The sequence below is a fragment of the Psychrobacter sp. P11F6 genome (genome assembly GCF_001435295.1).
Classification (GTDB): Bacteria; Pseudomonadota; Gammaproteobacteria; order Pseudomonadales; family Moraxellaceae; genus Psychrobacter.
Genome location: NZ_CM003594.1, coordinates 1711813 through 1725923 on the forward strand (window position 1 = coordinate 1711813; position 14111 = coordinate 1725923).

Below are 14111 nucleotides of genomic sequence, written 5' to 3' on the forward strand. Positions count from 1 at the left end.
ATATTTGTATTATTCACATTGGCATTTATTATGACGCAGCAATATCAAGTTTTAGCGCGCAAATACCGTCCCAAAAACTTTCACGAGTTGATTGGGCAAACGCATGTTTCTCAAGCATTGATTAATGCGATTGATTATAACCGTTTGCATCATGCTTACCTCTTTACGGGCACACGCGGTGTGGGTAAGACCACGATTGCGCGTATCCTATCTAAATGTTTGAACTGCGATACGGGTATTACTAGTACGCCTTGCGGTGTGTGTGATAACTGCGTGGCCATCGATCAAGGGCGATTCATCGATCTTATCGAGATTGATGCGGCATCCCGTACCAAAGTAGAAGACACCCGCGAGTTGCTGGATAATGTGCCGTATGCGCCAAGTCAGGGGCGTTATAAAGTATACCTGATTGATGAAGTACATATGTTGTCCACACACAGTTTTAATGCGCTTCTTAAAACTTTGGAAGAACCCCCTGAGCATGTAAAATTCTTACTTGCCACGACTGATCCGCAAAAATTGCCGATTACCATTATTTCGCGCTGTTTGCAGTTTGTACTACGTCCGCTACCGCAAACGTTACTCAGCGAGCATTTGGCAAATGTTCTTACCCAAGAGCAGGTAGGTTATACGCAGCCTGCGCTCTGGCAATTGGCCAGCGCTGCGAAAGGCTCTGTACGTGATGCGTTGTCATTGACCGATCAGGCCATTGCTTTTGGTCAAGGTGCGCTCGACGATGTCACTGTAAACGCTATGCTTGGCTTAATTGATGCGGCTGATCTGGTCAGTTTAATTACCGATATCTATAACCATGACAAATCTGCTGTCGCGGCTCACATAGAACAAATGCGCGCGCAAATGGTTGATGCGACGAGTATGTTTGATGGTCTTACTGAATTACTGCATCAATTGGCGTTGACTCAGCTGTTGCCTGAAGTGGCATTAAATGTAAATGAGGCACAGGCGCAAGATATTAACACGCTTGCGCAGCATATGAGTCCAGACGTTCTGCAACTGTATTATGAGATTGTTGTGCAAGCACGTGAAGGTGTTAAGCTTGCGAGCACACCAATGCAAGCGCTGGAAATGTGCATTTTACGTCTGCTAGCATTTCGTCCGTTGCCAGTCGATGAGATATTAAATCATACTTATGCTGGCTCTGTATTACCTGAAGTACCAGCTATAGAAGATGGGACATCTACACCTTCTACACAGTCATCGAATAAGTCGTCAAATAGCCACTCGGCTTCTGCACCGCCATTACAGTCTTATGGCGTTGATTATCAAGCACGAGATAATGATCATTTGCAAGTCGAAACCTATGACAATATTGAATCAAGTTTGGCTCAAAATGATGAGAAAAATCATGATGTATTAGTTACTAACCCTGAACCCGTTGTTGAGTCTGAACCCGTTGTTGAGCCTGAACCCGTTGTTGAGCCTGAACCCGTTGTTGAGCCTGAACCCGTTGTTGAGCCTGAACCCGTTGTTGAGCCTGAACCCGTTGTTGAGCCTGAACCCGTTGTTGAGCCTGAACCCGTTGTTGAGCCTGATGCAAATAATTCTCAGTTAACAACGCAACTGGATGATCCTCGTACTTTGCTGCGTTGCTCACCGCAAGAACTGCTAGGCGAGTGGACACCAGAAAAATGGGATTATTGGCTACAAACGGCTCGTGAAGCGGAGATATTGGCTCAAGACGAATTGGCACTTGCGCGTCAAGGTATGATGACGGGCTTATGCGATGGCAAGGCAATGTTTATAACCAGTGTAGATAGTCGGCATTTACAAACCACTTTTCAGCAATTAGCGGCTAAACTGCAACAGCAGTTCACCCAAGCAGAAATTGACTTGCAAATCGATGGCAGCGTCATGCAAGCAGAGGATAAGACGCCTGAGCGTCGCCAACAAAAGCGCTTGGTGCAAGCCAAGACGGTTGCAGAAGCAAGACTGCTTGCTACGCCTGTGATGCAGTATTTGAATGAACGCGGTGAAGGAAAAATGGGTAAGGTTCAGTTGTATTAAACAGTCAGAAAAACTGTTGTTAAAATTATTTAAAAGTCTATATAGTTATTAAATACAACTTTCATATAAAATATCAAGGCGATGTTGTACTATCGCCTTGATATTTTTGTTTTTATTGCAGATTAAATGGGCTTTTTTAAACAAGAGAGAAATATTTAATAACGATAAGATAAATTAAGATTCGTTATAATGGTTAAGTTATATTAAAAACTGAAATGAAGTTTAGGTGAGAATATGTTGGATAATTTACGCGGTATGGCTGTGTTCGCCAGTGTGGTTGGACATGGCTCTTTTAGTGGCTCTGCTCGTGAGCTTGGCATTACAACCAGTGCAGTCAGTCAGCAAATCCGCTCATTAGAAAATGAGCTGGGCGTCGTGCTATTACACCGCTCAACTCGTAAGCTGAGCTTAACAGAAGCTGGCGAGAGCTTTTATGAAGCCGCAAAGGATGTGGTAAGTGCTGCTGAGCAAGGGCGGATTAAGGTCAATCAGTTGCGTGATGAGTTGGCAGGCAGCTTACGAGTGGCGACAACACCGGAGCTTGGCGTTAATCATATTTTGCCGGCACTTTCTACGTGGATGGCGGCACATGATGATCTTAGTATTACCTATCTGGCAGACAACCACTATATTGACATGATTGATGAGCGGATCGATATTGCGATTCGTATGAGTCCATCGATTAATGATTCGAGCCTCAGCAGTCATCCATTGACCGATGTGCGCCAAATGTTGGTTGCTTCACCGCAGTACCTACGCCAACATACCAAACTGCAAACACCTAAAGATTTGGCTGATCATCAGCTGATTTGTATTGAAATCATGAAAGATGCCAATCAAATTGATCTCATCCAGACAGAAACGGGTAAAAAGACGCGCACGAAAATGAATTCACGCATTTATACCAATAATGTCTTTATGGCGACCACCTTGGCAAAAGAAGGTCATGGTTTGGTTAGAATGATGGAAATGGACATCAAAAAAGAGCTTGAAAATGGTGACTTGGTCGAAGTGTTGACCGGTTATCAATTACCAAGTTTTGTACTATATGCCGTCACCCTAAATCGTGATCAACAGCCAGCCAAAATCACTCGCTGTTTAGAGGTGTTAAAAAAGTACTTCCATGCCAATTAGGTGACGTTTGAATAATGCACCGTAGAGAGTAGTTTAAAGCCTCCAAAAGCAAAAAGCCTATAGACATATTATCTATAGGCTTTTTTAGTATTAGCGTTTAATGTAACCAATCATTTAAAATGATGGTTTTAGCAAGTCAATCAGACGCTCAGCCACTTGTGTGCTCTCATCGCGGCTCATATTAAGCGGCGGTAGCAAGCGCACAACATGCCCACCAGTGACATTGATGATGAGCTTTTGTTCATCACGCGCACGATCAACCAACTGACTACAGTCCATGTCTTCAGGCAAAGCGATACCAATCATCATACCTGCACCACGACTGCTGACGCCATATTGTCCTAGTGTATCGACCAGCGTCTCTCGAATAAACAGCCCTTCGGTTACGGCATTGGTCATGATATCACTGTTAGCCAATACGTCATACACGCTATGTACCACACGACTGGCTAGCGGCGTGCCGCCATAAGTAGAACCATGGCTACCAGCACCAAACAGGCCATTAGCGCGGCCACGTACCATACACGCGCCTACTGGAAAACCGTTACCCAAGCCCTTAGCCGTCGTCAATACATCAGGACGCGCATTACTATGTTGATAAGCGAAGTATTTTCCCGTACGGCCATTACCTGTTTGCACTTCATCTAGCATAAATAACCAGTTATGGGCTTCACACTCTGCTTGTAGTTCTTCAAGATACGTAAATCCGTTGGCAGCAGTATTTAAACCCCCTTCACCTTGAATAGGCTCTACAAAGATGGCGCAAATTTCATCATGATCTTGCGCGGCTTGCTTAATCGCGGCAATATCGCCAAAGGGTACACGGATAAAGTCATCATCTAATGTGTAAAACCCTTCACGGGCTTTTGGGTTGGCAGTGGCTGACAATGATAGTAAGGTACGACCGTGGAATGACTGCTCCATAACGATGACTTTTGGGCGTTTAAAACCTTGCTGATAGGCATATAGACGCGCCAATTTGAGCGCCGCCTCGTTCGCTTCAGCACCACTATTGGCAAAGAACACACTGTCCATTTGGGCGGCTGTACATAGCACTTCACCCGCACGCTCTTGCCAGTCGATACCGAATAAATTACTGGTATGTACTAAAGTCGTTGCTTGCTGCTGAATGGCGTCAGTCACTTGCGGGTGGCAATGCCCTAGACCGCATACGGCAATACCAGTCAGCGCATCTAAATAAGGCGTGTCATCTTTGGTATATAGCCAGCTGCCTGAACCGCGTGTAAAGCTGATTGGCTGGCGGTTATAAGTGGGCATCAGATAAGTAGCAGACATATAAAACATCCTTAAGATGATAAATTAGTTAAAAGAGAAGGTGTTGATTATAGCTCGTTAGAAAAAGGCGTGGTTTCTGCAGGTAAGGTATAGTCTTCATTTGCCCATGCACCTAAGTCGATAAGTTTGCATTGCCTGCTACAAAAGGGCTTGTATTCATTGTCTTGCCATGCTGTTTTGGTACCACAACGTGGGCAAGGATAGGTTTTAGGGGAGGTTTGGGGGGTAGATTCAGTCATGATAAGGGTGGGAGTATCCTCGATTTATTTGTATGATGAACGTCATTAGCGAGCGGCAGTCGGTAATTGCATCTATTTTTATCTCGTATGCGCTTGATAGACTACGATAGCGCGTTACTCGCTGTCGCTATATTACTATTGAAGTAGATTGGCTATATAATAGCATGCGCCCGAATAATGGCAAAAGACAAATACTTTAAGGATAGTAGATGACCGACAATATTGAGCTTACACATCAGCAACAGCGAGCATTTCAACCAGAAAAGCTTTCAGCACCACGTAATTTTATTATGCCAAATATCATTCACGACAATAAAAGCACTGTCCCTTTAATATTAGAAATTGGTGCAGGGAAGGGTAAGCATGCGCTTGGTTTCGCCGCAAAAAATACCGATAAGTACCTGATTGCGATCGAACGTACGCGTAATAAATTTGACGCTTTTGCCAAACTGGCAGTGCTACAAGACTCGCCGAATTTAACTGCCATTCATGCTGATGCGATCGCATGGATTGTGCATGCCATTAAACCCAATAGTGTCAGTAAAATCTTCATACTGTACCCCAATCCTGAACAGCATAATCCCAACCAGCAATGGCTAAACATGCCTTTCTTCGAGTTTCTATTGTCACGCTTGCAAGTAGGTGGAGAGGTGGTACTAGTAACCAACATCGAAGCCTATATCAATAATGCAGAGCAGCAAGCAACGGAGATATGGTCGTTGCCTAATGAGCGCTATCAAGTCGCTGATGACAGTGAGCGCACGCATTTTGAAATAAAATATTTAGCCCGTGGAGAGGTATGCTGGGAGCTTAATATGTGTAAGCCGGAAGGTTATAAAACTAGGTTTGATGAGTGGAAGGCCGACACTGTGAATCAAGTTAAATAGCCTAAGCAAATAAAATATTGAAAAATAAAACCGCCACAAGAGGGCGGTTCAAAAATTACTTACTCTTCAATTAAGACTATAAATAAGGTTTTACTAAGGTATCAGAATCAGTATAAGCGTCAAGCACCGTCAAAAAGGTGTAAGCACCAATAAATTTTCGACTAATAAACATAAATTCTTTTGGTGGTAAGTTAAACTCAAAGGACTGCATCGCTTTTGTGGCTTGTGTTGAGAGGCGAGAGTGGAGTTTGCTGTTCGCCCAAATATAACGGTCGTCCTTATCTAAACAATCGCTAGGAATATCAGGATTGGTCGCTGAATCACTAAACGGTTCGGTTGCCAATAAAAATAGTGACGCCATATCAGAGCGTACTTTATCACTCATACTATCAAAGAAGTCATAACCCGTCATCGCAAGCATCATCGCCTGATGGTCATGGCGGTAACCAGCTTTTAGTAAGCCATGCGCAATGGTCAAAAGGTTGTTATCAAATTGACGAATAGCACCAAAATCTAACAATACTAATTTATCAATATCACCTTCATTTTCACTGACACGAACCAAATAATTACCAAAGTTGGGGTCTGTCTGCATTTCACCCCACACAAAAATCTCTTGCATCATGATTTCGATGGCTGCTTGACCAATAGCGTTACGACGCTCATGAGGTAATAATTGTAATGCCTCAGAAACTACGGTAATACCTGGCTCATAAGACATGCAGAGTAGGCGCTTTTTGGAATAAGTGCGATTAATCTTGGGAACTATGTAACGCGGATCATTACTCAAACGGTCATAAAACCGTTCTGTCGTCGCGGCTTCAGCTTCATAGTCCACTTCATGATGGAGTAGGTCACGTATCTCTTCGAACCAAGCATCGAGCGAACGGGTCTGCGGAACGATATTACTTACTCTTAATAGTTGCTTAAATAAAGCAAGATCCGAGTTGATCGCATCAGCAACACCCGGATACTGAATTTTTAATACAACTTGCTCGCCAGTTGCAATCACGGTGGCTCGATGAACTTGAGCGAGCGAGGCAGTACCTATAGGAACCGTATCGACATCTAATTCATGTAGTTTTTCACCCAATAATTGCTGCAGGTTTTGTTGCATGGTTGGCCATGATAACGTAGCGGTATCGTCATTGAGCGTTTGCAAGGCACGGGTGATTTCTGGTGGCAAAATATGTTCGCCATAAATCGCTAGCATTTGACCAATTTTGACGACCGAACCTTTTAGCTTACCTAGCTCTTCTGCGAGGTAGTTTGCTTGGGCTTCCATAAATACTTGGTTACGTGCTGTGCGAGCTTCTTTATTTAAGAACATGCCAGACACACTATTACCCGCCCAGCGGCGACCAATATTTAAGGAAGTTTTAGCAATCGACATTCGTCTATCAAACCCTGAGGTTTTTAAGTTGTCGATGGATTGCTTGGTGCTAGAAGGTTTAGACGTATCATTTGCCATAAATATAATCATTCATCCAGTTGGTATTGATTTGTGGGTTCAAAACCTACAATACAAGGGAGATGCGATGTACGGGTACAAAATTGTATCATATAAAGCACATTTGGTTGATGAGCCTAAGCTTGCCAATAGCAGTTACTTTGTAAGCCGCAGTATATATTTGCAGATTATAACTTCGTAAAAAATAATATCAAAAAATAAGACCTAGCATGATGCTAGGTCGAATCATAAAAGCTAAGAGTAATTTGGTGTATCAGACTAAAACTGCTAACAGTTCTCACCTGAGTAATATTGATTTTTAACTGTTTTCACGAGCAATGGCATGATGACCAATATCACGGCGATACTGTGCACCATCGAAACTAATCGCACCTGTTACCGCAAGTGCGGCTTGCTGAGCATCTGAAATACTATCTGCAAGAGCAGTCACGCATAATACACGTCCGCCATTCGTCACCACTTCTTTTTCACGGTCTATGGCATCGCTGTCAGAAAAAGCAGTGCCAGCATGAAAGACTTTGACAGCGTTGTCATTATTGTTATCTAGTTCCGGCAAGCCAGCAATTACATCACCTTTTGATGACGTTTCAGGATAGCCTTTTGAAGCAATGACGATACCGAGGGCAGGGCGGCTATCCCATTGAGCATCACTAGGCAACTGTCCTGCTAGACCTTGTGCCACCAAATCTACCATTGATGATTGTAAACGCATTAAGATAGGCTGAGTTTCTGGATCACCAAAACGGCAGTTAAATTCGATCACATAAGGGTCACCTGCCTCATCAATCATAAGACCTGCATATAAAAATCCCGTATAAGGGTGACCCGCATTATTCATTGCATCAACCACTGGCTGAATGACTTGGGTCATGACTTTTTCATGGACATCTTGAGTGACCACTGGCGCAGGAGAGTATGCTCCCATACCGCCTGTGTTCGGACCTGTATCGCCTTCAAAAGCCCGTTTATGGTCTTGGCTCGTTGCCATTGGCAAGATATTTTTACCATCAATCATGCAGATAAAGCTGGCTTCTTCACCTTGCAAAAATTGCTCAATCACCACGCGGCTGCCTGCATCACCAAACTTATTGTCCGCAAGCATATCATCGATGGCCTCATATGCCTGTTCGATAGTTTCTGCGACGATGACCCCTTTACCAGCGGCAAGGCCATCGGCTTTGATAACGATGGGTGCGCCTTGTTCATCGATATAAGCTTTGGCAGCTACCGCTTCGGTGAAGCCTTTATAGGCTGCAGTAGGGATATTGTTTTGTTCCATAAATTCTTTGGCGAAGGTTTTGGAGCCTTCTAACTGCGCACAGTATGCTGTTGGTCCCCACGCTTGAATCCCAGCATCGCGGCAAGCATCAACGATACCAGTGACCAAAGGCGCTTCTGGTCCAACAATGACCATATCAATGGCATTGTTTTGGCAAAAATCGATGATTGCACTATGCTCACTAGCGTTCTCGTCTGCCGATACTAGGACAACGTTTTGGCATTTAGGTTCAAGCGCTGTACCAGCATTACCAGGCGCGACGTAGACATTATTGACCTTATCGTCTTTTGCACATTGCCATGCTAGCGCGTGTTCGCGACCACCTGAACCAATCACCAAAATATTCATCATACGTCTTGCCCTTAGCATTAAAGTTAATTATGAGTTAGCCACACACTCTCAAATATACTGGCATATTCTAACAAAAAAGTCGTACCGATTGCCATGAGTATCCACTTGCCAGCAATTAATCATCAATAAACGTAAAAACCTGTCTCATGAGTAAATGTTATCGACATGTTGCTGATTCATGAAATGATGTTGTACGCTTTAGCTGGCGCGCTATGTACGTTACACTTCACTAAATTAATGGCATTAAATCCCAATTGCGACATATTCCTAAAAATAAGGGTGGAAAAAGGAGAGAAACTTAAAATATCAAGAAAAAACAGAATAAATTGCGTAAATGGATATACTGCTCCGCAGCACCAATAATGTTTCATATATTTATGCGCTGCCATTAGTTAGTACAAATTAATAAACTTAAATAAATGATAAATTAAATCTATAAAAAAGGATGAAGGACATGCCAAACTCCCTCAGTATCGCAAAAGAGCGCATCAGCCAGATAAGCGATATTGCTACCAGTTATGTACAAAAAGACAAATCATTATTTGATCATTTTATTCATAGCTATTATCAGCCATTGCACGCAGAGGCAGCTGAGACTATCAGTAACGCTGACCTAGCGGGCATGGCATTACATCATTTTACGTTGCTCCAAGCCTATGATGGTAGCAAGCCACAACTGAAGGTGCTGAACCCCAAAGCAGAAGAGCAGCATTTTCATAGCTCACATACGGTTATTCAAATTGTTGCCTATGACCGACCGTTTTTAGTCGATACGATTTTGATGAGTCTTGAGTCTGAAGGTATCGATGTTCATCGTACTTATAACATCATTGTCAGTGTTGCACGTGATGATAATGGTCATATTACTCATGTCGAAGGCGCACATGAAAGCGCGACTTCTCATTTGTCTTTGATTCATTGTGAAATTGCCTATCAAGATGATGAAGATCTGGCTGCATTACAGCAAATGTTATTGGCAAAAATTGATACGCTAGATACAGTCGTTGGCGATTGGAAGCAGATGCGTGCGCAGTTGACGGATATTAAAGCTGAGCTATCAAACAAACCACTGCCAGAAGTTTTTTACTCGCAGCAAGAAATACAAGCATTTTTAGATTGGATATTAGACGATCATTTTATATTCTTGGGTTATCGTGAATACCGTTTGGAAGGCGGGCAGGCTGTCGAAGTGAATGCTGAACCTGCTGATTTAGATTTATTCGCCATTGGTAATAGCGGTCTTGGTCTATTACGCGGTGCTGAAGAAGATAAACTGTCCGAAAGTTTTAGCCAATTGCCAAAAGTATTAAAGCAACTATTGACTGAACCACGAGTGTTGATGTTATCCAAATCAAGCCGTGTATCGCCTGTGCATCGTCCTGTATATATGGATTTTTTGGGTATTCATAAGTTTGATGATAGTGGTAAGCTGGTTGGTGAATATCGATTTATTGGTTTATTGACCTCACAAGCGTATCAACTAACGGTACAGCAAATTCCGCTATTACGTGACAAAGCCAATAAGATTATGGCGATGGCAGAACTGCCGCGTGACGGTCATGCACACCATAAAATGATGCATGTGATTAACACCTTACCGCGTGACGACCTCTTTCAAGCCAGCGTCGAAGAGCTATATCCTATCGTTTCTGGTATCAGCCAGTTGCAAGATAAAAAGAGCCTGCGCCTATTCAGCCGTGTGGATCATTATCAGCGTTTTGTCTCATGCTTGGTCTATATCCCGCGCGACAAGTTCAACACCGAGCTACGTATCAAAGTACAAAATGTCCTAAAAGAAGCTTACGGTGGCACATCATCAGGCTTTACCACCGAATTCAATGAATCAGCTCACGCACGTGTGCATGTCCATGTGCGTACAGTGCCAGGTCAAGTGAAAGACGTCGATACTGCTGCACTTGAAGCAAAACTATCTGCTTTAATGCAATCATGGAGCGACAGCTATCAAAAGATGCTATTGGATAATGTGGGTGAGCAACAAGCCAATGCTTTAAACCGTCGCTTTTTAAATTATATCCCTGCGGCTTATCAAGAGCGTTTTGATGCCCGTACTGCGGTTGAAGACACTAAGCGTTTGGCTGTATTGACAGCAGAACAGCCGATGATTTGGCATTTATACCAGTCAACTGGCGATGCAAGCAATCAATTACACCTAAAACTGTATGGTCGTGAACAGCCTGTCATTTTGTCTAAAGTCCTGCCAATCCTTGAAAACTTTGGTGTGTCTGTCATTTCAGCACAAACCTATGAGTTTGATTTGCCAGAGCAGCCCATTTGGATGCAAGAGTATGAACTGACACTAGAGCATGTCGATACTGTCAACATGCAAGTGGTGCGTGGTCAGTTTGAAGACAGTCTCAAACAGATTTGGGCGGGACATGTTGAGAGTGACTCCTTTAACGAATTGGTATTGACGACCAATTTAGACACTTATGATGTGGTAGTACTACGAGCATTGTCACGCTATATGATGCAAGCGAAAGCACCATTCTCTAGTACGTATATTCAGCAAACGGTAGTAAAAAATAGCGACATTAGCGTGGCGCTAGGTAGTCTGTTTGATGCCCGTATGAACCCTAAGTACAGTGAAGATGAACGCACAGAAAAAACCGCGCAGATTCAACAGCAAATCACGGCGGCATTGGCAGGTGTGGATAGCTTGGATGAAGACCGTATCTTGCGTTGGTATTTAGATTTAATTAACGCCATGGTACGCACTAACTTCTATCAAACCGATAGCGATGGTCAGCGTAAAGATCGTTTATCATTTAAGTTTTTGGCAGCAGATATTCCTAATCTACCAAAACCAAAGCCAATGTTTGAGATATTTGTTTATTCGCCACGAGTGGAAGCGGTGCATTTGCGCGGTGGTAAAGTGGCTCGTGGTGGTCTGCGTTGGTCAGATCGTATGGAAGATTTCCGTACCGAAGTGCTTGGTTTGGTCAAAGCACAGATGGTCAAAAACGCGGTGATTGTTCCTGTTGGTTCAAAAGGCGGTTTTATCGTCAAAACCAAAACCATGGCAGATGGTCGCGACGCATTCCAAGCCGAAGGCATTGCTTGTTATCAAGCATTCCTACGCGGTATGCTCGATGTGACGGATAATATCGTTGATGGAAAAATTGTCCCGCCAGCCAACACCGTGCGTCATGATGAAGATGATCCGTACTTAGTGGTGGCGGCTGATAAAGGAACTGCTAGCTTCTCTGATATTGCGAATGCCTTGTCTGCTGAATATGATTTCTGGCTCGACGATGCCTTTGCTTCAGGCGGCTCGGTTGGTTACGATCATAAAGCCATGGGTATCACTGCACGCGGTGGTTGGGAATCGGTCAAACGCCACTTCCGTATGCGCGGCATGGACATTCAGAACCGTGATAACTTTACCGTGGTTGGTATTGGCGATATGAGCGGTGACGTATTCGGCAATGGCATGCTGCTCTCAACCCATACCCAGCTGGTCGCCGCATTTAACCATCTACATATCTTTATTGATCCTAATCCAGATGCTGCTGCTTCACACGCAGAACGTGCCCGCTTATTTGACATGCCGCGTTCGACGTGGGATGACTATGAAAAGTCACTTATTAGCCAAGGAGGTGGCGTTTTCTCCCGCCAAGATAAGAGCATCACGCTCAGTGCTGAGATGAAACAGCGTTTTGATATCGCTGAAGACAGCATGGCACCCAACGAGTTAATCAGTGCGTTGTTAAAATCGCCTGTCGATCTTATTTGGAATGGCGGTATTGGTACTTACGTGAAAAGCGTGAATGAGAGTCATGCTGATGTCGGCGACCGTGCCAATGACGCCGTACGGGTCAACGGCAATGAGCTACGTACGGCCATCGTTGGTGAAGGTGGTAACTTAGGCTTTACCCAGCAAGGGCGTATCGAGTATGCACAAACAGGCGGTCGCATTTATACCGACGCTATCGATAATTCAGGCGGCGTAAACTGCTCAGATCATGAAGTAAATATCAAAATCTTACTTGGCAAAGTGGTCGAGCAAGGCGACATGACCTTAAAGCAGCGTAATGAGTTGCTTGAAAGCATGACTGATAGCGTGGCAGAACTGGTATTGCGTCAAAATTACCTTCAACCACAAGCCATTGAGCTTAGCCACATTCGTGCGGCGGCTAATTTAAGCGATCATCAGCGTTTTATTCAGATGTTAGAAGGCGAAGGGCGTCTCGATCGGGCGATTGAATATCTGCCATCAGATGAAGAAATTGCCAAACGTCAAAAAGCAGATACTGGCTTGACCAACCCTGAGCTGGCAGTTGTCATGGCTTATGGCAAAATGTGGGTGTATGACAACTTATTATCATCAGACTTGCCAGATGATGCGTACTTTATCAATGAGCTGCGCAAGTATTTCCCTGATGAGCTAGCGACGCGGTTCTTTGATGAGATGACTGAACATCGCTTACATCGTGAGATTATCAGCACCTATTTGACCAATAGTGTGGTCAATCGTTTGGGCATTGAAGCACTGTTCCGTCTTTATGAAGAAACAGATCAATCGCTGGCGACCATCGTACGTGGTTATGCAATTAGCCGTGATGTCTTCAATGTATCAAAAGCTTGGAACACCCTTGAAGCGCTGGACAATCAAGTCGATGCTACATTACTGCTAACTCTTGAACTACGTCTACGTGACGCGCTTGAGCAAGGTGTGGTTTGGTTTATCAATGCCTTTGGTCAAGAATTGCAAGTCGCTGACATGATCAGTCGCTTTAGTGATAGTGTTGAGAAATTAACCAAATCAGGCGGCTTTATTGAGCAACAATTTGCAGAATACTTGCAAGAAGATACCACTAGCCTGATGCAGAATGATTTGTCTAACAATGATGCCGCGTTGTTTGCGATGCTGCCTTATCATGTTGATGCACTTGATGCCGCACTGCTCGCTGAGCAATATGAGCGTCCTGTTGATGAGATTGCAACACTGTACTTTGATGCCTATCACGTCTTGCAGTTAGATTGGATGATGGACAACATCGCCACTTTACCACAGCAAGACTACTGGGATCGCCGCGCACGCCATGCGTTGATGAACGAGCTGTCACGTAGCCTACGTCTACTGATGGATGCCATATTATCTAAACCAGATGCGAAGCAAGCGTTTGGTGAATGGCGTTCACGTCACTTGGATCATCTGGAGTCTGTTACCACAGAGATGAGCAAGTTAGATAATCTGCATCGTAATGATGAAAATGGTCAAATTGCTCTTTCAACGTTGTCAGTATTAATGAGTGAGCTAAGCGGTTTGGTAACCAAGTAACTAAACTAACTAAGTAACTAGCCATTCAATAAACAACAAAATTTTTCAAAAAAACCACCGTTATTAATTAACGGTGGTTTTTTATTGTCTGGCTAAGCGTAAAAAGTAATGAACTGCGTGATGACCG

At 43.8% G+C, this 14111-nt stretch carries 8 protein-coding genes; 4 read left to right on the forward strand and 4 right to left on the reverse strand.

The window, feature by feature from the left end; all coding sequences use genetic code 11:
* Positions 1 to 30: 30 nt before the first annotated feature.
* Together dnaX and AK822_RS07050 are read left to right on the forward strand one after the other, a co-directional pair.
* Positions 31 to 2025: a DNA polymerase III subunit gamma/tau gene (dnaX, locus tag AK822_RS07045; protein WP_060491086.1), complete on the forward strand. Its 1995-nt coding sequence runs from the start codon at positions 31 to 33 to the stop codon at positions 2023 to 2025.
* 234 nt (positions 2026 to 2259) lie between these two features.
* Positions 2260 to 3159 (forward strand): LysR family transcriptional regulator, encoded by a 900-nt coding sequence (locus AK822_RS07050; protein ID WP_045448120.1) that lies wholly within the window; start codon positions 2260 to 2262, stop codon positions 3157 to 3159.
* A 114-nt stretch (positions 3160 to 3273) separates the two neighbouring features.
* On the opposite strand, the gene AK822_RS07055 is transcribed toward AK822_RS07050, so the two are convergent.
* Positions 3274 to 4455: an aspartate aminotransferase family protein gene (locus AK822_RS07055; protein WP_060491087.1), complete on the reverse strand. Its 1182-nt coding sequence runs from the start codon at positions 4453 to 4455 to the stop codon at positions 3274 to 3276.
* A gap of 47 nt (positions 4456 to 4502) precedes the next feature.
* Entirely contained in the window at positions 4503 to 4694 is a 192-nt protein-coding gene (locus tag AK822_RS07060; RefSeq protein ID WP_060491088.1) for a DNA gyrase inhibitor YacG, read from the reverse strand.
* Between the two features lie 209 nt (positions 4695 to 4903).
* Here AK822_RS07060 and AK822_RS07065 point away from each other — a divergent pair, with 209 nt between their 5' ends.
* Positions 4904 to 5581, forward strand: a complete 678-nt coding sequence (locus tag AK822_RS07065) for a class I SAM-dependent methyltransferase (protein WP_060491089.1) — start codon at positions 4904 to 4906, stop codon at positions 5579 to 5581.
* Between the two features lie 76 nt (positions 5582 to 5657).
* Here AK822_RS07065 and AK822_RS07070 read toward each other — a convergent pair whose 3' ends face one another.
* Both AK822_RS07070 and purD read right to left on the reverse strand, forming a co-directional pair.
* The gene (locus tag AK822_RS07070; RefSeq protein ID WP_060491090.1) at positions 5658 to 7052 is read right to left on the reverse strand and encodes an ABC1 kinase family protein; all 1395 of its coding nucleotides are present in this window, start codon (positions 7050 to 7052) and stop codon (positions 5658 to 5660) included.
* A gap of 298 nt (positions 7053 to 7350) precedes the next feature.
* Entirely contained in the window at positions 7351 to 8679 is a 1329-nt protein-coding gene (gene purD / locus AK822_RS07075; RefSeq protein ID WP_060492214.1) for a phosphoribosylamine--glycine ligase, read from the reverse strand.
* A 457-nt stretch (positions 8680 to 9136) separates the two neighbouring features.
* Between purD and AK822_RS07080 the strand changes: the two genes are divergently transcribed.
* Positions 9137 to 13984 (forward strand): NAD-glutamate dehydrogenase, encoded by a 4848-nt coding sequence (locus AK822_RS07080; RefSeq protein WP_060491091.1) that lies wholly within the window; start codon positions 9137 to 9139, stop codon positions 13982 to 13984.
* Positions 13985 to 14111 lie beyond the last annotated feature (127 nt).

Excerpts from the sequence above, each read along its gene's own strand:
- AK822_RS07055 (WP_060491087.1), bottom strand. The coding sequence starts at position 4,455 with ATGTCTGCTACTTATCTGATGCCCACTTATAACCGCCAGCCAATCAGC.
- AK822_RS07065 (WP_060491089.1), top strand. The coding sequence starts at position 4,904 with ATGACCGACAATATTGAGCTTACACATCAGCAACAGCGAGCATTTCAA.
- AK822_RS07070 (WP_060491090.1), bottom strand. The coding sequence starts at position 7,052 with ATGGCAAATGATACGTCTAAACCTTCTAGCACCAAGCAATCCATCGAC.
- purD (WP_060492214.1), bottom strand. The coding sequence starts at position 8,679 with ATGAATATTTTGGTGATTGGTTCAGGTGGTCGCGAACACGCGCTAGCA.
- dnaX (WP_060491086.1), top strand. The coding sequence starts at position 31 with ATGACGCAGCAATATCAAGTTTTAGCGCGCAAATACCGTCCCAAAAAC.
- AK822_RS07080 (WP_060491091.1), top strand. The coding sequence starts at position 9,137 with ATGCCAAACTCCCTCAGTATCGCAAAAGAGCGCATCAGCCAGATAAGC.
- AK822_RS07060 (WP_060491088.1), bottom strand. The coding sequence starts at position 4,694 with ATGACTGAATCTACCCCCCAAACCTCCCCTAAAACCTATCCTTGCCCA.
- AK822_RS07050 (WP_045448120.1), top strand. The coding sequence starts at position 2,260 with ATGTTGGATAATTTACGCGGTATGGCTGTGTTCGCCAGTGTGGTTGGA.